Source organism: Microvenator marinus, from assembly GCF_007993755.1.
In the GTDB taxonomy this organism is placed as follows: Bacteria; Myxococcota_A; Bradymonadia; order Bradymonadales; family Bradymonadaceae; genus Allomicrovenator; species Allomicrovenator marinus.
Window position 1 is genome coordinate 5784398 of the sequence record NZ_CP042467.1, and the last position, 20172, is coordinate 5804569.

Here is a 20172-nt window from a genome sequence, read left to right on the forward strand (position 1 = left end):
CATCGTCAGCCATCTTGTCCATGTCACTAGATTTACAACCAAAAGCCATGGTTGAGAGCAAAAGCAATGCGATCATCTTCTTCATGTGTGTCTCCTGTGTGCCTTTTGACCAGTCATAAGGCGATTTTTTGAAACGATTTTTCAAACAACAAAGCGGAGTTAGACCGTCGTCAAAGTTTTGTCAAGGTCGCTCCTCTTCCTCGACTTCGCTGACTTCACTGGCCTCACTCGCCTCGCTCTCGTAGTCCGGAATTTCCGACCACGCATCTGGGTCGAAAGCTTCGAAATGAGAGGATGATTGTGCGAGTGCATTAAGTGCATCCGAATTTACCATTTGCACAGGTTCAAAATCGTCGGGTTCCGAGTCCTCGATGTGTCCAAGTGTCTGAACTTCAGGCAGAATTTCGCTACTTTCGGACATTGGAGGGGCGCTGGGAATCGTCTGAGTGAGCTCTGAAATTTGTGTCTTAAACTCTTCAGGTAAGTCAAAGATTTCAGCGAGTTGCTCGAACTTTCGATCGACTAGATTTGGTTCCAGATAATTTTGGATCGAGAATTCATAAAGGCGGCGCAACATATCGAGTTCAATGTGATCAGGTGTTCGGTCAAATTGAAAAGCTGCGTCGATAGTTTGTGCAAAGAGCGCTTCATCACTTTGGGCGGTCGCCACCGCGGCCAAGGCATCTGCGGGATGTGTGAACGGGCTGCGCGCCCCGGCCAGCACACGTTGATGCAGTCGCTCTAGAATGGGCCGAGCGGTTGAAATTTCTCCACGTGCGATCAGTGTTCTCGCAATCAGTTCCTCGGAGCGCGACCGAAGGCTAGAATCACCGCTTAAAAGCTCTCGGATCTGCAATGACTCTCTAAACCTGAGTTCTGCGCTCTCGAAGTCGTTCTGAAGATAGGCGAGGGTGCCGAGCGACTCTAGTGCGTGGGCCTCAGCCATAGAGACTGAAGCCTCGCGAGCCTTGGCAATGGCGTCGTCTAGAATCGTGTGCGCATCTTCGAGCCGGCCTTCCTTGATAGCGCAGTCGCCAAGCTGGGTGTGAGCCCAGATCGCATGGACCGACTCAGGCGCAAGCGCGATCGTTTGCTCGAATTCTGAGCGTGCGGACTCAAAGTCCCCCTTGTGATAGTGCAGGTGTCCCAGCGTTCTGTGGCACGAGGCCGCGTGATGGGGCTTCGCCTGTGAAAGCTCCAAAGCTTCTTGTGCCAGCGTAAGGCCGTGTTCAAGCCTCCGCGCGTAAACTGAAGCCCATGCCTGTGCCCTGAGAATATTGGCCAATAGCTTTGGTTTCGCGCTCTCTCGGGCGAGCTCCTCGGCGCGCTCCAGCAAGCTAATACCGTGGTTAAAGGTTGCCTCGTTCTCGCTGTACACCATCGGGATGCCGCGTCTGACCCAGAGTTCGGCCCACCGAATATCGGTTGGGGACATTCCCATCGACGTGTAGGCCATCTCGAGTAGGTCGACGATTTCTGCCGTATCTCGTTGTTCAGGAGCTCCGTGGGCGCGCTGATACGCCTCTTCCAGGCAGGTGATGGCGAGCTGATAGGCCTGGCCTTCTACAAAGTGTCTTCCGACCCTTTGGGCCAGTCCTGGGGTGTCTGGGTCGTAGAGTGACATGAGTGCCTTCGCAGAGTTCATGTTCTGGGATTTCCAACGGTCGTTGTCTGCTGAACTTTGAACCAGAATGTCGCGAAGTTGGTTGTTGATGAACGCAAATCCGTTGGGCTGCTCAACGGCGAGCCTTAGCCGGACGAGCTCATTGATGAGTCCGGTGGGGATGGTGAGGTCGAGAGCTTCACAAACCTTTTCCCACTCCTTGAGCCTTACGTCGTGGCCGAGCGCTGCCGCGACCTCGAGTGCTTGCCGAACTTTGTCCGGGTCGAGGCCGAGTCGCATCTTTCCGTCCGAGACCTGACCCGGACGCGCAAACACCTGAACGATGAATTCGATGCGGCTATCCCAAACAGCGGCGAGGTTTCTCGGGACGGTAGCGGTCTCACCGTGTTTGACCACGAGCGCTCCGTTGTCCTCCACAAGCACGCCTCGTTTAACCCAGTCTTCAACGAGCTGCACGGCGAAGAGTGGCGAGCCTGCCGAGCGTCCAGAGACGTCGTGCGCTAGAGCTTGAGGTAAGCCAAGGTGGTTTTGCAGAAGTTGGCGGATATGATCGCGGCTCAGAGGGTCCACACTGACAGATGAGGAACTTGGACGCGCGAGAAGGGCCGAGAGAGCCTCATTTTCCTCTGGTCGCTCGGCAAGAGCTTCGTCTCGTACTGTGAGCACGAAGAAGATCGGGTTTTCCCCCTCTGCATCGAGCACGTGGCGGGCAAACTCAATCGAGTCCCAGCTAAAGTGGGCGTCATCCATAAAGACCACAACGGGTCGAGTGGTCGCGAGCCTGGAAAGCACGCGCCGGATCACCACGTAGCGTTGGTCGGGTGAGGTAAACTGAACGAATTTCGAGGTTCGGTCAGATTCCTCCATATTTGAGCGCATGATTTCGGTAAGTGCGCGTACTTCGTACTCGTCAGGTGTTCCGAATCGCTCGAGCTCCGCGCTCACGCGTGCCTGCATATCTTCGGCGTTGAGGCCAGCAGACCGAAAATAGCTGGTCAACATCCAGCCGAGTCCATGAGTGGGAGAGTTGATCTCGCCATGCGTAGTCTGAAGGACGTGGGCTGCGCCGATCTCGGCCAGCATTTCGCAAAGCCAATTTCCTAGGCGTGTTTTTCCGGACCCAGCGAGGCCACGAAGTACCAGGGCCTCGGGCTTCGCGTCCATGTAGACTCGCTTGAACGACTCCCAGAGTGAGGTGCGAATCGATTCGCGATCGACTACCGGGATGGTACGAAGTCCAAAGAGTCCGAGACCAGCGCCGACAAGATTATTCTGAGCTTTTGGAGGCTCGGCCTCTTGCCACGTAATCGGGAGGGCGGGTGCGTCCGGATAGCGTTGTTGCTGAGCGGTTTTGCTCATCGTAAAGATTCGAAGCGCCTCCGGGAGTGCGAAGTCTACGCGCGTAGGCATCATGTCCGTGGCGTCGTCAAACTCATCTTCGTCTTGGCCCATAACCGAGCTTAGTTCTCCGAAGAGGATCGCCGAGTCATCGAGCTGTGTGAGCGCCCAAACGGCGTCAGCGCTCGAGCGAAAGCGGTCTTGCGGGGCCTTAGCGGTCATTCTCGAGACCCACTCGTCAAATCCTCTTGGAACATCAATTCGAGGCTTGAGGGCCGGCATCGGATTGTTGATATGCGCCATGGCGAGCATCATGAACGTGCCGCCCTTGAAAGGCAGCTCACCCGTGACCAGCTGGTACGCCATGATTCCCACGGCGTAGAGGTCGGTCCACGGGCCGTAATCGCGCCATTTTCCCATGAACTGCTCGGGAGCCATGTACCGAGGGGTGCCGGAAGCTTCTTCGGTGCTTCGGGACGTGAAGTCCATAGCGTCGGTGCGGGTATGGGCATCTTTTGCGTGAGCGACGCCGAAATCGGTCAGGATGATGCGCGGGGGGGACTCGTGGTGAGAGCCGAGAAGCACGTTTCCGGGCTTGATATCGCGGTGGACGAGTCCGCATGCGTGGGCGTGTGAAAGCCCGCCGAGCACAGACATCAAGATGTTCTTGATATCGCGCCAGTTTAGCGGGTCGATCTGCGTGGCCAAAGAGCCCCGGCTTGCGTACTCCATAACGAGGTAAGGGCTTCCGGGAATCAGGTTTCCGGGGAGTGACTTGACCTCTTCTGGCAGGGTGCCGTAGTCGAAAATCTGCACCACGTTGGGGTGGTTGAGGCGTGCAACGGCTTGTACTTCGCGCCGAAATTCCTCCTGATATTCAGGCATCAAGGCGTTTGCGCCTGTGATGACCTTGATGGCCACGGGAAGCGCCTGCTCAATATGAGTGCCGCGCCAAATTTCTCCCATGCCGCCCGTGGCAAACTGGGATTGGATATCAAAAGGACCGAGTCGCACCGCCATACGTCATCCTGTTGCAGGTCTGTCTGCTTTGGATGGCTCTACCATGATGCGGTTGCAAAGTGAATTGCCTGAGTCATTAAGCTCAGCGCTTATCGTGTAGAAATCGGGGCGCGCGGGGGCTTGCGGTAAGAATTTCAAAACCGGATGAAGTCACCATCACAGTGTGTTCGAACTGCGCGCTGAGTTTGAGGTCCGAGGTCACCGCAGTCCAGTCGTCGGGCCAAATAACGCATCGCCATGAACCTTCGTTGATCATGGGTTCCACGGTGAACGTCATGCCTTCTTTCATGATCTCGTTCTGGCGCGGCGAATAATAGTGCAAGAGTTGGGGTTCCATATGGAACATCTCGCCGATGCCGTGAGCTGTGAAATCCTTGACCACGCTATATCCATGCGCGTGTGCGTGAGTCTCGATTGCCTTGCCGATGGCGTTGAATGGCTTACCTGGGGCAACCTCCTCGATGCCACGCATCATGCACTCCCACGTGGTCTGAACCAGACGGTGCGCCGACTGAGAGACCTGACCGACGAAAACGGTCTCGGAATTGTCTCCGTGCATGCCGTCCAGAAAAATCGTGCAGTCGATATTGACGATTTCGCCGTTTCTTAAGGGGCGAGAATCCGGGATGCCGTGGCAAATCACCTCGTTGATCGAGGTGCAAATGCTCTTCATGTATCCCTGGTAGCCGAGCGTACTCGGGTAGCCGCCAAGCGAGATCATCTTCTCGTGCGCCAGTCTATCGAGCTCATCGGTCGTGATGCCTTCCTCGACATGGTCGATGATATAATCAAGCGTTTCTCGAGCGGCCTCGCACGCTGCTCTCATGCGCTGGATCTGGTCCTCGGTAGTCTTTGTGCACCACTCGCGCTTGCCCTTCGGTCGTCCGTTGTTCAGCACATAGTCTGGGCGCGGAATGTGGTCAGGGACCGGTCGTATCGGGGAGACTTTTCCCGGCTGAATACGGGTATCTGGTACCACGGGACCGGACGCTGATAGATCCGTTGAGAGATGGCATTTCTTGTATTTCTTGCCGCTTCCGCACCAACATGGGTCATTGCGGCCGATTTTATCGTTCATGGTCCTTTCCGGTTCAGGGGCCTCGTAGACGGGGGGAGAGATACCCGATAATAGACGAATCGTCCAACTGACTGGAGATTCGAAATGGCAAAAACGATTCAAATCTACTCGTGGAATGTCAATGGCATTCGTTCCGCGCACCAGAAAGGCTTTTTGGAGTGGCTTCATGCACGGCCACGTCCCAGCATTGTCGGGCTGCAGGAAACGCGCGCCGAACGCGAACAACTCTCAGAAGATCTGGAGAGTCCAGATGGCTGGCTGAGTCATTTTGTTTCCGCCCAAAAGAAGGGATATAGCGGGGTTGGCGTCTATACCAGCGCCAAGCCCAATGACGTGGTGACGAGCCTTGGGCGCCCTGAATTTGACGACGAGGGGAGAGCGATTCTGACGCGATTTGGTGAGCTGGATATCTGGAATGTTTATTTCCCAAACGGTAGTGGAAAGAACCGCGATTTGAGTCGAATTCCGTATAAGTTGGATTTCTACGCGCACCTGCTCGAAAGCCTGAAACCCCAGATAGACTCAGGCGGAAGGGTGCTGGTGATGGGCGACTTCAACACCGCGCTTTCCGAGATTGATTTGGCCAGACCAAAGGGAAATGAGAAGACGAGTGGCTTTAGGCCTGAAGAGCGTGAGGCGTTGCAGCTCTGGTTGGATGCTGGGTTCGTGGACACATTCCGCCACCAGCACCCCGATGCCGAAGGGCACTACACATGGTGGAGCCAGCGAAAGGGTGTTCGCGAGCGAAACGTGGGTTGGCGAATCGACTATATTTTGGCTTCGCCAGCGGCCCATGCCTACGTGGAGTCAGCGCAAATCCATGCCGATGTCATGGGCTCCGACCATTGCCCAATTTCGGTCAGCGTGAAGCCTGAGATTGCCGGCGACTTCAACTGGTCATTCTAGGTGAAGCGCTCGGTCCAAAAACGCAAACTGGTCCGTCCAACACCGAAGGGCTTGCTCGCGCCAGATAAATGCGTGAAAGGCGTGGACCTCTCCGGGGTAGATGCGTGAATCCGAGTAGACACCGAGGTCCCTCAAGGCTCGGTCAAGCCGGCGTGTATCATCAAGGAGTGGGTCCTTGGTTCCAACGCTCGAGAAGAAAGGAGGCAGCGGCCGTTCCCACGCGCGCTCCTGCTCGAGTATGAGCAAGGGGTCTGCAAGTGTGCCTGGACGGTCGTCGGGCAAGTAGGCCAGGCTGACCTCTTTGAGTCTCTCTTCCACAAACTTCGATATATTCTTTCGGCGTGCAAATCTCGGCCAGTCTGAAACCTGCAACACTCCACAATTTGCTAGGACAGCGTCGGGTCTAACGCCGAGCTCAAAGATCTCTTCGGCAAAGGGTTCGGAAAACCGTTTGCACGCAGCGAGCGTGGTTGCGCTGACCAGATTTGCCCCGGCTGATTCACCCGCGAATACCAGCGGAAGTTTGCCGAGTTTGGAGTCGCGCGCTCGGATCCACTCAAGCCCCAACGCAAGGTCTTCAAGCGCCGAAGGATAGGGGTGTTTGGGGGCGAGTCGGTAGTTTAAGTTGTAGACCCGATAACCACGGCGGGCGAAGCCCAAACCCATGATCCAATGGGTGTCTTTGGACAAGATTCGAAAACCGCCACCATGCACGTAGACTACAATACCCTTGGGCGGTTTGACCGGATGGTAGATATCCAGCGTGTGGTCGGGCATAGAGCCGTATTTAATGTCCCTTTCGATGAAAAGTGAGTTAAGCTCTCGCCGTGCTCTCGGGGTCATTTTGGATGCAAAAGAGAGCCCTTCGAAGAAGGATTCTACAGTTTTTGACCCGACTTTTTCTCGTATTGAACGTTGATGACTCATGACGACCATTCGACTTTGATTCTGAAAACGGTATAGGATACCTGACGTGCACGATTCAATTGAAGAGCATCTTAAAACGTATTTTAACCTCGTTGAACATTTGGGGTTCCGGGCAGAGTTGCGTGTCTCTGGTGATCTGGTCATCGAAGGGCCGGACGAGGCCACGCGAGAGGTGCTTCGCAGTCTTGGGGAGGATCTGCTTCGAGGTTGGAAGCTTCGTCAGCGAAACACTTACCTCGAATCGGAGCTGAAGACGCTCGACAAGGCCGAGCGCGAGCTCAGGCTAAAAGAGACAGGCTTGCGTCGTCTTTTGGATTTGTCGCCGTTTTTCATTTTGGTGGAATCCGCCGACGAAGCCCTCCAGTACATCAACCAGAGTATGGAAAATTTGCTGGGGCGCGATTTTGAGGACGTGTTTGGACAGCGCATCGAGGAGATTGCGTCCGAGTTTTCGTTCTTCAAAGAGTGCAGAGAGTCGGTGTTGAAGTCTCCAAGGACGCTTGAGCTCGAGGTTGAACTCAAGAGAACCGAATCGGTATGGTTGCGTTGCGTGGTGTTTCCCGAACTAGGCGCAGACGGAAGCCTTGCCCGTATCATTTGCATTGCGTCCGACGTGACATTGCGCCGCAAAAGCGAAGAGGCGCTGCGTAAGTCATTGAGCGATTATCGCGAACTCTTTCACCGATCTGGCGACGTCGTGCTCTTGGTTGACCCGGAGGACGGCCAGATTCTAGATATTAACGACGGTGCGCAGGCGCTCCTTGGAGAAGCTCGAAGTGAAGTCGTGGGGAGCACGTTTCGCGAGCTCACCGAGCGAGTTTCCACACATGTGTTCGGACTGAGTGAGGCGCATTGGAAGGCCGCGCTCAAGCCTGGTTCGTCGTTCGAGTGGCCGCTGCGAGATCATGCCGGTGAGCTGCGTTGGGTTCAGGTTGTAATGGAAGGGCTTGAGATTGCGGGGAAGACTAGGCTTCTGGCGCTTGGCCGCGATATCACAGACCTGAAGCGTGATTCGGAAAAATGGGTGGAGATCGAAACCTCGCACGAGTTCCTCCTGGACCAGAACGTGGTGCACGAGTTTTCCAATCTTCTGAGCGTGATTCTGAACGGGGTGGAGCTCCTGAGCTTGGCCTCCGACAACGAATTGCGCGAAAAACTCGCGACGGTGCGAGAGGCGTCCCATCGTGCGGCTTCGCTGACTCGTGTTCTCGTGGAAAAACAATCCGAAGGCACGCGGGGAGTGGTCCTGATTGCCGAAGACGAGCCGGGAGTGCTTTCTGCCGTGCGCCGCATGCTTGGGCGCGCTGGGTATCGCGTGCTTGCAGCTCGCCACGGTGACGAGGCGCTCGAAGTTGCCCAACTTCATAAAGGGACCATCGACCTCCTTCTCACAGACGTGGTGATGCCAGGAGTGGCTGGGCCGCGCCTGGCTGAGGAGATTGTTGAAATTCGTCCGGACGTGGCAGTGTTGTACATGTCAGCCTACACCGACTTGGTGTCGGATTTTTCGAAGTCGCTTGGTCCCGAAACGCTACTTTTGGCCAAGCCTTTTGGTGCCGAAGAATTGATTAGAGCTGTTGAATTGACCATTAAGAACCGGGTGAATGCCCGAAATGAGGAGAAGAGATGAAATTGCGCGTATTGATTGTTGCTTTGTTCGTGTGGGGTTGTGGCGGAAATGCGCCGGTGGAAGATGAAACTCCAGTAGAGACTCAGACTGCGGCCCTTGAAGAAGAGCAGCAGGTCAACACAGAGCCTGAGCGAGACCCATTGGAGGCTCCGGCTGATGTGGCAGCTATCCCCGAAGACGCAACCGTGACGGCATCCGGTCTCGGCTACAAAGTGCTTCAAGAGCCGAATCCGGAAGGGCGCCAAGCGTCTCAGTTGGCGAAGGTCAAAGTGCATTATACTGGGTGGACCACTGACGGTGAGCGTTTCGATAGCTCGGTGGAGCGTGGTGAGCCTTTGGATATCGAACTGACCAAGGTCATCGAAGGCTGGAAGGAAGGTGTTGGTGAGATGAAAGAAGGCGAGAAGCGCAGGTTCTGGATTCCCGAGAATCTCGCGTACAAGGGTGCCGAAGGATTCCCCGCGGGCATGCTCGTTTTCGAAGTCGAGCTCATTCAGGTCTACTAATCTAGACGCTGATGGCCATATCGGCCGAAAATTTCTGAATCATTTTGAGGCGGGTAAAGGCGAGCAATTACCTAGGGTTAGGTAGTTGTGCCGCTCTGCTTTGTCTCGTTGTATGCGTTTTTATGTTGACATTCTAAGATCGCATCTTTACCTTGCCTTCAGATCTCCGGATCATCGCATAAATAGGAACGATCAACTGAATCTGTGGTTCGTGGTGGAACGAAAGATTTGGTCGTTTTTGCCCTTAAAAGGGTGTGATCAGATCGGGTGACTCCAATCGAGTCGATCAAGGAAGAGAAACTCGACGAGCTGTAAACACGCGCGGATGAGCCAAGGACGGCACTCCGCGCGTGTTTTTTTTCAGCTGAGCACTTCGAAAACGAGCATTCCGAGATAGTTTCCAAGCGCATAGCCGACCAAGGCCGAGGTCATTCCTGTTAGAATGGCGTCATGGCTTCTTACTCGGGTCGCGATAATCGGAACAAAGGCGGGGCCAAAGAGCGCGGCGGCGGAGCTAATCAAGAAGGTGTCCACGTCGATCTTGAAGAGTTTGGCCAGAACCAAATGCATTGAAACTGCCAAGCCTAAAATCGTTGCGGTCAAAAGCATCACGGGCCCAAGGGCCGCGAGGAGCACATCGAGTCCGGTCATGGACCCAATCATCGTGCAAAAGACCAGGATGAGATAATCCCCGACCAGCTCACCGGTCTTGAGGCTTTGCACCTTTGGTAGCAGAGAGAGGCCAAGGGAAAGGCTCGTTAGAACCATAAAAATCCAGGCGACATGGAGTTCTTTGAGCACGATCATGACGGCTCCGACAGATACTGCTGAGACCAGAATCGAGAGCACAAATGCAAGCGCGCCGTCCTTGGCTGACCATGGGCTGTTCTCGAATAGTGGAGATTGGAAATCTTCGTCTTCCCTAACCGGCAAGATCTTTGAAAAGGTCCATCGGCCGATGGCGAGCACGAAGATGAGGTAGGTTCCGCCCACGGCGACATCTGAGGCGTTGGCAATTAGGAAGAGTTCAGTCGGGGCCTCGAGAGCCACACCAATGGCCATCAGGTTGGGCGTGCCTCCCGTGTATGTGCCGGTGAACATCGCCGCGAGCATGGCGACATTCGGGACATCTTTAAAGAGTAGTCCGGCAATCATTGCTGATACGAACACTGCCGCACACGCCATTAAAAAAGATGCGATTCCGCGTGGACTTCTCGCCAACCACCCCCTGACATCACACGGAAAAAGAAGCATCGGGATCGCCAAAGGAATCAGTCCTTCGGCAATACTCTTGAGCATCTCAGGAGCCTTAAACACGGTCGCGAGAAGAATTCCAAAAGCGTACGAAAGCACTGCAGGGCCGAGGAAGCCGGCCCACGCGTACTTTTTAGATAACTTCAATGCCACCAGCGGCATGAACAAAGCGAAAACTACAAATAGCGCTAAGATTGTGTACATTTAAAGACTCGTGCAGAATGTTCAGACTAACACGATTCGGAGCATGACGATGTTGAAAATTGCGATGATTGCAGCCCTTTTGATGATTGGATGTTCGGATGACTCGGGAAAGTCCGGTCCTTCCGAAAATAACGCCAACAACACGAACAATACGAACAACACCAACGGTTCGACCACGGGGGAGGGCGGAGAGAGGCCGAGTTTCGCCACCTATAACGTGGGGCTCGCCGTGGGTTTTGTGCCGCTGGCTGAGGAGCGCAAGGACGCCGTAGTGAGCGCGGTGTCTGAGATTGATGCCGATGTGATTTGCCTTCAGGAGGTTTGGCTCAATCAAGTGGAAGACGAGTGGCGACAAGATAATATCGACGCGATCATCGCAGCCACTCAGGCCACACACCCCCACGCCTACTATCAAATCGGAGAGGTGGAGTCCGCCGTGGGTTGTACAGAAGAGGAGGTTGCTCCGCTCGAGACCTGCGTTCTAGGCGCGTGTGATGGAGTGCCGGATGGCGAGCTCTCAGGTTGTGTGATTCAGAACTGTAGCACTGAGTTTGGTGCGGTTTCGTCCGACTGCTCGAGCTGTCTCGTGGGCCAGCTCGGAAACCCTTTTGAAGACATCAAGGCCGCGTGTGTAGGAAGCACGCAGTCTGCATACTATTCGAACGGCCACAACGGCCTCTTGCTTCTCTCAAAGACACCACTCGAGGACCAATTCTACGAAGAGATGGAGGCCGTACAGGTTGCGCGTTCTATACTCGCCGCAACCACCACGCTCCCAAGTGGGGATGAAGTCCGCGTCTACTGCAATCACCTGACGGCCGAGATTACCGGCGTGGAGTATCCTGGCGATGAGTTCGATAGCTACGAGGCGGAACAGAAAGTTCAGGTTGAGCGCCTGATTGAGTTGGTTGGTGAGGAGACACTTCCAACGGTGGTTCTCGGCGACTTCAACGCGGGCCCCGCCGACGAGGGTCTGGACGCGGAGCTTCCAGCAAATTACGAGCTATACATGAACGCCGGATGGACCAACGTTTTTCTGGACGTGTACACTGGACCAGCATGCACCTATTGCTCCTCGAATACCCTGGTCGACTCGACGACGGACAAGGCGATCGACCATGTTTTTGTGGTCAACGCAGAGCCCATCGCGGCACGTGGCGATTTGCTTTTCACCGAGACGGTCGACGTAGAGGGCGCACAATCGCATATCTCCGACCACTTTGGTGTGCGGGTGATTTTCGACTTCTAAGCATTCCTTGCGCCAAAATGCGACAACTGGTCTAATAGAGGGGTAATTCCGAAGACATTGAGGTCGCCATGAAACGACGTTCCCTCTTTCTCCTGCTCTTCGTCGCAAGCACGTGGCTTGCGGCTTGCGGTGGGGACGAAGCCGCCACACGTTGGCAAACACCCGAGGACGAGCCTGACGCGAGTCAGGACCTTCCCGTGGACCCAGAGCCTGATATGGCTCCGGACCTGCCAGAAGAAGTGGAACCCCCTCGAGTTGGGGTCGCGGTTGAGACGGACGCATTGCTCTCTGTGGTACGAGCTGGCGAACTCATCGAAGTGACGTGCCGACTCCTCGACTCCAATGACAACGAGATCCCGACGGACCAGTCCGAGTTCTCCATCGACTATTCTCCACCTGGAAATTTTGTGGTGGAGGCCGATAGTGTGCGGGCGGTGCGTGTGGGTTTGACCACGGCGCGTTGCGGGCATCCTAGTTTGGGCCTTGTCGATCCCACACCCGTTGAGATTACGATCGAGCCAGGTCCGGCGCATACCGTCGTCACGAATACGACGGCAACTTCCGTTGTGGCGGGCGAGAGTTTTGATGTCACTTGCGACGTCTTCGACGCGTACGGCAATCCTTTGGACGAGTACGAGCCTCAGATTGTCTTGACGCCAACAAGCGCAAATCAAGAGGTTGAAGAGGGGAGTGTGACGTTGACGGTGGCCGATGTTTACGACGTCGTGTGTGCTGTGGATGGCGCGAGCAACCTACAAGGAAGACTCGTAGAGATCATCCCGGGGCGGCCTGCATCGCTTGCAATTTCGCTCGTCCCGAATCAACCGGTCTACGCCGTTGGACAAGTCGTTGAGCTCTCCTACATCGTCACCGATGAGTACGGAAACCCGATTCCCAGCGCGCAAGTCAATGTCACGTCGAACCCAGCCGGGGAGTCCTTTGGTGCTGGCCGCTTCAGGTATGAGAATGAAGGGACGTATACCCTGGCTGCACAGGTCACCGAGCCTACGTCTAGCGGACAGACCCTTCGACAAGAAGCCACGATTGTGATCAACAGCAACGGTCCGAGCATCAATTGTGAGAGTCCTGGGGACGGCGCCATGGTCAATGTCGCGCCGAATGCCTCGGTGCTCTTTACCGGCAGTGTGGGTGACGTCAACGGAGTTTCAAGCGTGACGGTGAATGGGGGAGGCGTGGTGGTTGGCGCCGACGGCTCTTTCTCCAGAAATGTTCAGGCACGATTTGGAATCAACTTCGTAGAAATCGTGGCGCGCGACGATTTTGACGTGGAGAACAGCAAGACGTGCGCCTTTCTAGCCACGAACAACTGGGCTCCTGAGTCCGGCTTTATCTCGAATTCGGTGCTCTTGTCCCTTCTACAGGGCGCGATTGACGACCGAAACCCCTCGGATATCGACAGTCTTGGCGACCTTTTGAGCCGCGTGCTCAATAGTCAGGGACTCGTCAATGAATTGAAATCCGCCTTGAGTTCCGCCAACCCGCTGAAGCCGAGTTCGTGTGACCAAACGGTCTTGGGAATCTGTGTGCTGCGAAGCGAAGTCCGGTACCAAAACCTCGAGGTGAATGGCCCAAATAGCACTGAGTTGACCCTTGTGACCAACGGGCTGAGGACCAATGTCGAGGTCCAGAACCTAAGAATCAGAATTCGTGTTCGCGGCCAGGTGGCGGGGATTCCTTACGATACCGAAGGCTGGGTCACGGTTGACTCGCTGGCCGTGCAGCTCACCCTGGACGTGGGCCTGCAAAATAACCGCCCAAAGATCACTCTGAGGCCAAATTCGACGACGGTCACGGTCGGCTCGATCGACACCGATTTCAGCGGTCTTGACGGTGGTATCATCAATATCGTGGCATCGCTCTTCAACGGCACGATTCGAAACTTGTTGGCGAATACGGTGCGTGGATTCGTGGAGACCGAGTTCAACGAGGTCATAGACGGAGTTGTGGGCTCACTTGACGTAAGCACGCTTGGGACCTCGTTCGACGTTCCCAAGCTCGACGGTTCAGGCAATATTCAGCTTCAGTTCGGAGTTAACTTCACCGATGCCACGGCGAGCACTCAGCGCCTAAGATTTGGTCTGGGAACACGTATCACGCCCAGTACCACGTCCGTCGGCGCGAATTCGCTCGGAATCCCCCTTCCCCCAGGCGATATCCCTCTCGATCCACCCGTCGCGAGCGGAACGAGCGTAAGAGTCGCGGTGTATATGGGCGTGTTGAATCAGGCCCTGCATGCGTTGTGGCGCGCTGGGTTCCTAAACGTATCATTGGGTGGGGCCGATGTCGGTGGAGGGCTTCCAGCTGGTGTAAGTGCGACGATTCAGACCGGACTACCACCCGTGGTGGAGAATCTTGCGAATGGCGAGGCTCGAATGATGATTGGGGCCATGGATATCAACCTTGTGTACCCAGGCATTTTCGACGAGGGCATCCGGATCAACGTCGGAGCAAACGCACGCACGTCCATCAACCTCGTTCAGGATTCGCTGGAGTTTGGAAATCTCCAAATCGAGGAGCTCTTCTTCTCCACGGACTCGGTGACGCTCGACTCCACGACCCGCGCCATTATTGAGAACTTCCTGCAGAATCTCTTGCAGACCGTCATCAATAATTCGCTCAACGACGCGCTTCCGGCGCTGCCCATCCCGACGTTCGAGCTGCCGGCTTCGCTGACGCAGTACAACCTTCCGGGCGGTCAGCAGATGGGGATTCAGACCAGCACCTATCAACAAACGCTCCTGCAATATCTGCTTCACGGCACTTTCGCGGTGTACCCATGAATTACAAGATACTCATATTTCTGATCTTTTCGGCGTTTGCACTCGGGTGCGGTGACGATAGCTCGCAGCCCGTGAATGCGAACAATCCTGATGAAGAACGTCCGGACCCGGACCCGGAAGAGCCGCGCGAAGAAGAGCCGGAACCCCAGACGCCGCAGATCTATCCGAAATTTCTGCTGGTCAATTTTGAACCCGCCCGCACAGTCTATTCGGTGGGAATCGCGCTCTTGCCAAACGTTACTGTGCTCGATGAGGAGCTCAATCCGATTGAGGGTGCTGAGTTTGAGGTGACGACCGAGCCTCCAGGGGCTGCGCGCGAGAATCAAGCAGGCCGCTGGGAGCTTCTCCGTGAAGGAAACGTCCGGTTTTTGGTCTGTGCCACTGAGCGAAATCGTGAGGGTGAGGCTGTGTGCGGCACCGACCGCGTATTGGTAGACAATTCACCGCCTGAGATCACGATCACGCGTCCACTTCCCGGCGCGCAGCTCGATGCTGTTTCCAGTCCGATGATCGAAGTTTTAGGCTCCGTAGCTGAAACCAACGGCGACCCGATCGTCTTGGTGAATGGTGAGGAAGTGCCTGTACTAGGCGGCACGTTCTCAGCGCTCGTGGAGCCCAAGTTCGGCGTGAATCATATCGAAGTTGCCGCGACCGACCGTATCAACCCCAAAACAACCGTGACCGGCGTGGACGTTCTTTGGGCGCCGCTCTATCAGGCGGTTGAGGGCGAGACACCGGCCTTTGAGCTCGATCCTGCGATCGGTCTTTGGCTAGGGCAGGACTTCGTGGACGATGGGCGACCCGCAGCGCGTCTGCCGGATGGTACCGAGACCACTGACGACCTCGTAGATATCTTGAATTTGGTGCTCCTCTACCTCGACCTAACTCAGCAGATTCCGAACCCCGTTGTGGACTCCGGGGGCTTCACGCTCCGCGTGCCTTCAGTGGATATTGGGAAGCCGCGGGTGGTGGCGAATATTGTCCCGGGCGGAATAGAAATTTACCTGCAGCTTACGGACGTGGAGGCGCAAACTCAGGGAGGGCTCACGCTCGAAGGACAATCGCTGAACCTCAACGGCTCCATTTTTGCCACGATTTCCGGGCTGATTCGACTCAACATCTCCAAGGCGTCCGCGAGTGCTCCACTCGAAGTTAGCGTCGATGAGATTACGATCGCGGTGGAGTCCGCCACCAGCCAGTTTATATCACCAGAGGCTAACGCAGTGTTTACGCTTGCGCAGTCGGTGCTTCGAACCACGATTGAGGATTTGCTCGTAGACACCTTGAATGGCTCGTTCATCGACCAGCTTCCGGCGCTGCTTGAAGACACCCTCGGAGGACTCGATTCAGCCCTCAAAGACCAATCTATCGAACTCGATCTTGGGTTTGGGACACCGCTGACGCTCAATCTGGACGCCGGAATCAGCTCGATCACTACCAAATACCGACATTCGCTCCATGCGCCTCTTCAAGCAACGACGTCTATTGATACTTTGCGGACCCAGCCTTCAACTCGGGGCGTGCCGTTGATGCAGGCTCCGGCAAACCCATACTTTAACTCGAGCCGAATCCAAATTGGATTGAGACTCGGATTCTTGAACGGTTTGCTACACACCCTTTGGGATGCTGGAATTCTAGAGCTCGATGTGGTTGACCAGCTCCCAATTCAGGCTGATGAGGCGTTTGTGAGCGCGAAGCTCCAGCCGATGATCATCCCGCCCTTAGAGGGCCAGGACGGCACCTTTGTCGTTCAATTAGGTCAGGTCGAGTTGACCATCAGTTTCTTAGGGAAAACCGACGTCTATGGGCTTAATCTTGAGCTCCCGGTGGACTTCGGCATCGTCGGCGAGTCCATTCAGCTGGGATTAGAAGCCGAGCCTGAAATCAAGGCATGGGTCATTTCGACCGAGAGGGAAAGTCCAATCCTGACCCCCGAGGCACTCATTCAGCTCTTTAAATCACAGGTCTTCCCCGAGCTTCTAGCTGCGCTCGGAGACGGGCTCAGTATCCCACTTCCTGTACCCGAGTTGACAGGCCTTGGAGGTATCGCACCACCGCTTGGCGCCTTCTCCATCGCGTTCGACCTCTACCGGCGGATTGAAGTCAGAAACGAGTGGATCGTGCTCGATATGACACTCCAGGGAACCCTCTAGGTCAGAGGGTGTAATTCTACACTTTCACTCAAAAAATTAGTTTGCAAAGGCTGAGAATTCGGTTATGCCGCGGCTAGGAGCGGCGCGTAGCCGCATGAAATAACGTTCTCAGGTAGTACTCATGCAAATTCATCTTTCAAAAGCCGAGGTTATCTCGATCCGAAGTGCCGCAGTCGAGTCATTCGCACAAGAGGACGAGGGCGAGCTCTTCTGCGAAGACATCGTAGGGTTCTTCGAGGATTCGGATATCGAGGTTATCGAGTCTCGGTCTGGCGGATCTGCAGACGAGTTCTTTTCTGAAATCTTTCATCAGTGGGACGGAGTCGATGCGTCGGACATCATGGACATGGTTGAAGAGGCGCTCTCGATCATCGACATCGAACTGACCTACGACCACGTGGATGACGACGACGAAGACGACGAGGAAGAGGACGACGACGACTTCGAAAGCGACGAGTGGGAAGACGACGACGAAGAAGAAGACTTCGAAGATAATGCCTTCTGAATCCTCGCCTAGACTGGAGTGGTTTGAGACCGAAGACGGTTCGCGAACGCTCCGAGACCTTGAGCTCAATGTGACGTATCGCTCGTCGCATGGCGCCCAGACCGAAAGCCAGCACGTTTTTGTAAATCCAGTGGCGGGACGCAAAGAATCGCTCAAAGTGTTTGAGTTTGGTTTTGGGCTCGGCACGAACTTCGTGGAGCTCCGGCGCGCACATCCCGGGCCGTTCACCTACAAGGCTGTGGAACATCGGCCACTGCCAAGAGTCTGGGAGGATGTCCTCGGTTGGGACGCTACGCTCCCATTGAAGGTTGGCGGCGTGCAGCTCGAGGTTCAGTGCAAGGAGTTCGCTATGGTCGAGTTAGAGTCAGACTTTGACGTCGTGTTTCACGACCCGTTTGGTCCATCAGCAAACCCTGATGCGTGGTCCGTCGAGGTGTTTGAGCGTGAGTTCAATGCCCTTTCGCCGCACGGCATATTGCTCACGTATTCGTCCGCGGGTCATGTAAGGCGCGCGCTTGAGGACGTGGGTTTTCGGGTGCTGAAGAGGCCAGGCCCCGGGAGGAAGAGAGAGGTGATCGCGGCGTTGAAGTCCGACGCGGCTCGGGAGCTGTGGGCGTTATGAGCGATTCTTCACGAGTCGCTCTCATCGGCGCGGGCGTAGCCGGTTTTTGTGTGTACCGAGCCATGAAAGATGCCGGGCTCGAGGTGTTGTGGTTTGGAGCCGTCAACGGCTCCCAGCGGCCTCCAGCAGCCCTTATGCACGCTTTTCCTGGGCGTTCGTTCGATGTGCCATCCGAACTCCACGATGCGTTTAGCGTGGCTCTCAAGTGGTGTGAGCGCGAGTTCGAATCCGTGGCTGTCCAAGTGGAGCGTCATCTTGAGCCGGGTTCTCGCGAAGAGAGGTCATTTCATCGCGTGAAGGACCGGTTTCCCGATCTGCTCCAATGGGAGCTCTCGGGCGAGTATTTGCGCTACAGTCCCGCCTATGTGGTTGATTTGCGGGCCATGAGCACGTCAGGTCTCATCGATGAAGAAGTTGAGGCGGTCGTTGTTCGCGAAGCGGGAATCGAAGTGATTGCGTCCAAGACCTACCACGTGGACGCGCTCGTCGTTTGTCCCGGCGCGGCGCTTTCAGATTGGTGGGAGTGTCGGCACACGATTTACGGTGGGGAGTTCGTCTCCACGCGCGAGTACCATCCAAATCACGTGTGGTCCGATGACGCCCACTACTTACCCACCAAAGACGGCTGCACGCTTGGATTTACGTTCCTCGAAGACGGCGTCTTAAGATCAGACCTGGAAGTTCTAGAAGAGTTTCGGAGGCGGTCAGGGCTTGGGCTTGAAGACGGAGAGGTCTGGCGGGGGCGGCGTGTGGTCCATCACGACCGGCAGCCGATATGTGGAGAAATCACCCCGCGAGTTTGGCTCTTGGGCGCGCTCGGCGCGCGCGGACTCTTGCTTTCGCCATTTCTGAGCGAATGCATTCGGGGCCAGGTGCTCGGCCAGGCCCGCAAAGTCCCGGCGCTCTTTGATGTCAATCGAAGCGAAGGCAAGTTAGGCCCCAAGATTCGATTAGCTCCAGGGGACCTTGGATAGTTTTTCGGCGAGGAAGTCTACGCAGATTCTGACTTTGGCCGAAAGATAGCGGTTTTGTGGGTAGAGTGCCCAGACGGCTCGGTCCCCGTCCATCCATCCATCGAGGACGGGCACGAGCGTGCCTTGTTTTAGTTCCTCAAAAACCATGAAATCCGGGAGTGGGACGATGCCTAGTCCCGCCAATGCCGCGTCCTTAAGGGCGCCGCCGTTATTGGCGCGCACCCGCGAACGTACTGGCACGTAGACGGTTTCGTCGCCCTTGGTGAGCTTGAGTTGAGTGGCGCTTGTATAGGCGTATTCCAAGAGCGTGTGGTCGCTCAGATCGCTTGGGTGTTGCGGAGCTCCGTGTTCTTTGAGGTATGCAGGGGAGGCCACCATCCGCGCTTTGACTGGAGCGAGCCGCCTCGCCACGAGCGACGAATCACTCAGTTCACCGACTCGAATCACAAGGTCGAACCCCTCGCCGAGCACATCGACATTGCGATCTGAAAAGTCGAGGTCCACATTGAGCTCTGGGTTCGCATTCAAGAGCTCCGCGATGAGCGGGCTCACGTAGAGCAGCCCAAAGGTCATGGGCATGCTCATTTTGAGCAGGCCTCGTGGTTGCGCCGTGAGTTGAACCACAGACTCCTCGGCCTCGTTCAAGTCCTCCAGAGCCCGCAAGGCTCGCTCAGAAAACGCCGCGCCAGCATCCGTGAGGGCAATCTTGCGCGTGGTGCGGTTTAAGAGTTGAACCCCGAGTCTATGCTCGAGGGCTGCGACCTGTTTGGAAACATGAGACTTGGACACGCCGAGGCGGTTGGCAGCGGCGGTAAACCCGCCTTCCTCAACTACCGCCACAAAAGATTCGATTTCGGCGAGTCGATACATCAGCGCGCGGCCTGGCCGGCTGCGCGCGCTTCGGCGTCGATAGCCGCCGCATCGCGGGGAGCCACACGTTTGATGAGTTCGTATTCCATGACGTAGTCACGAATGGTTTCGCGGTCATTCTGCTCGGAGACGTGATTCTGAGTCATCTCAACGCGGTGCTTGCCGTTGATTGGCGTGAGAGTTACGAGGTAACGGCTTTCTCCGCGCCCGTCGATAATCCAAGCTGTCTGCAAGCTGCTATCGGTGGAGTCGTTGACCTCAAATCCTTGCTCAAAGAGGATCTTGCGAGCGCTTGCCATCAGCGTCTCTTTGGGCGCTGTGTGGAGGTAGGCTCGAACAGCGCGGTCACGAGCCTGCCGTTCGGCTGACGCCGCGCGCATACTCGCGCATCCCATGATCTGGGAGAGGGCTAGGAGAAAAACGAAAAATACTGAAATTCGTCGTAAAGTCATGGTCGTCTCGCGTGTTCAAGAGTTCAAAAGGTATCGGATAGATCGTTTGAGCGCGCAAA

General features: G+C 55.8%; 15 protein-coding genes. 9 read left to right on the top strand and 6 right to left on the bottom strand.

The window, feature by feature from the left end; genetic code table 11:
• Positions 1 to 181 precede the first annotated feature (181 nt).
• The gene (locus FRD01_RS23830; protein ID WP_146963696.1) at positions 182 to 3982 is read right to left on the bottom strand and encodes a serine/threonine-protein kinase; all 3801 of its coding nucleotides are present in this window, start codon (positions 3980 to 3982) and stop codon (positions 182 to 184) included.
• 82 nt (positions 3983 to 4064) lie between these two features.
• Positions 4065 to 5060, bottom strand: a complete 996-nt coding sequence (gene map, locus FRD01_RS23835; RefSeq protein ID WP_146963698.1) for a type I methionyl aminopeptidase — start codon at positions 5058 to 5060, stop codon at positions 4065 to 4067.
• Between the two features lie 84 nt (positions 5061 to 5144).
• Here map and FRD01_RS23840 point away from each other — a divergent pair, with 84 nt between their 5' ends.
• Positions 5145 to 5966 (top strand): exodeoxyribonuclease III, encoded by an 822-nt coding sequence (locus FRD01_RS23840; protein WP_249755863.1) that lies wholly within the window; start codon positions 5145 to 5147, stop codon positions 5964 to 5966.
• On the opposite strand, the gene FRD01_RS23845 is transcribed toward FRD01_RS23840, so the two are convergent.
• Positions 5958 to 6809: an alpha/beta hydrolase gene (locus tag FRD01_RS23845; RefSeq protein WP_249755864.1), complete on the bottom strand. Its 852-nt coding sequence runs from the start codon at positions 6807 to 6809 to the stop codon at positions 5958 to 5960. The two genes, FRD01_RS23840 and FRD01_RS23845, sit on opposite strands and share 9 nt — an antisense overlap.
• A 130-nt stretch (positions 6810 to 6939) precedes the next feature.
• Between FRD01_RS23845 and FRD01_RS23850 the strand changes: the two genes are divergently transcribed.
• Both FRD01_RS23850 and FRD01_RS23855 read left to right on the top strand, forming a co-directional pair.
• Complete coding sequence (locus tag FRD01_RS23850; protein WP_249755865.1) at positions 6940 to 8523, top strand: response regulator; 1584 nt, start codon at positions 6940 to 6942, stop codon at positions 8521 to 8523.
• On the top strand, positions 8520 to 9029 hold the full coding sequence (locus FRD01_RS23855; protein ID WP_146963703.1) for an FKBP-type peptidyl-prolyl cis-trans isomerase: 510 nt from the start codon (positions 8520 to 8522) through the stop codon (positions 9027 to 9029). The genes FRD01_RS23850 and FRD01_RS23855 overlap by 4 nt, the downstream gene beginning before the upstream one ends.
• Positions 9030 to 9389: 360 nt before the next feature.
• On the opposite strand, the gene FRD01_RS23860 is transcribed toward FRD01_RS23855, so the two are convergent.
• On the bottom strand, positions 9390 to 10487 hold the full coding sequence (locus tag FRD01_RS23860; protein WP_146963705.1) for a DUF819 family protein: 1098 nt from the start codon (positions 10485 to 10487) through the stop codon (positions 9390 to 9392).
• A 49-nt stretch (positions 10488 to 10536) separates the two neighbouring features.
• Here FRD01_RS23860 and FRD01_RS23865 point away from each other — a divergent pair, with 49 nt between their 5' ends.
• The 6 genes from FRD01_RS23865 (at position 10537) to FRD01_RS23890 (ending at position 18791) form a co-directional block, all read left to right on the top strand.
• Positions 10537 to 11736: an endonuclease/exonuclease/phosphatase family protein gene (locus tag FRD01_RS23865; protein WP_249755866.1), complete on the top strand. Its 1200-nt coding sequence runs from the start codon at positions 10537 to 10539 to the stop codon at positions 11734 to 11736.
• Between the two features lie 68 nt (positions 11737 to 11804).
• The gene (locus tag FRD01_RS23870; RefSeq protein WP_146963709.1) at positions 11805 to 14537 is read left to right on the top strand and encodes an LBP/BPI/CETP family protein; all 2733 of its coding nucleotides are present in this window, start codon (positions 11805 to 11807) and stop codon (positions 14535 to 14537) included.
• The gene (locus FRD01_RS23875; protein WP_146963710.1) at positions 14534 to 16690 is read left to right on the top strand and encodes a hypothetical protein; all 2157 of its coding nucleotides are present in this window, start codon (positions 14534 to 14536) and stop codon (positions 16688 to 16690) included. The genes FRD01_RS23870 and FRD01_RS23875 overlap by 4 nt, the downstream gene beginning before the upstream one ends.
• Positions 16691 to 16811: 121 nt before the next feature.
• The gene (locus FRD01_RS23880) at positions 16812 to 17195 is read left to right on the top strand and encodes a hypothetical protein (protein ID WP_146963712.1); all 384 of its coding nucleotides are present in this window, start codon (positions 16812 to 16814) and stop codon (positions 17193 to 17195) included.
• A complete protein-coding gene (locus tag FRD01_RS23885) occupies positions 17185 to 17817 on the top strand; it encodes a tRNA (5-methylaminomethyl-2-thiouridine)(34)-methyltransferase MnmD (protein ID WP_249755867.1) in 633 nt (210 codons plus the stop codon). The genes FRD01_RS23880 and FRD01_RS23885 overlap by 11 nt, the downstream gene beginning before the upstream one ends.
• Positions 17814 to 18791, top strand: coding sequence for an FAD-dependent oxidoreductase (locus tag FRD01_RS23890; protein WP_146963715.1), 978 nt, complete (start codon positions 17814 to 17816; stop codon positions 18789 to 18791). The genes FRD01_RS23885 and FRD01_RS23890 overlap by 4 nt, the downstream gene beginning before the upstream one ends.
• Here the strand turns inward: FRD01_RS23890 and FRD01_RS23895 are convergent.
• Together FRD01_RS23895 and FRD01_RS23900 are read right to left on the bottom strand one after the other, a co-directional pair.
• Positions 18768 to 19661 carry a LysR family transcriptional regulator gene (locus tag FRD01_RS23895; RefSeq protein WP_146963717.1) on the bottom strand — a complete coding sequence of 298 codons (894 nt, stop codon included), beginning with the start codon at positions 19659 to 19661 and terminating at the stop codon, positions 18768 to 18770. The genes FRD01_RS23890 and FRD01_RS23895 overlap by 24 nt on opposite strands.
• Positions 19661 to 20113, bottom strand: coding sequence for a hypothetical protein (locus FRD01_RS23900; protein ID WP_146963720.1), 453 nt, complete (start codon positions 20111 to 20113; stop codon positions 19661 to 19663). Before FRD01_RS23900 ends, FRD01_RS23895 begins: the two co-directional genes overlap by 1 nt.
• Positions 20114 to 20172 lie beyond the last annotated feature (59 nt).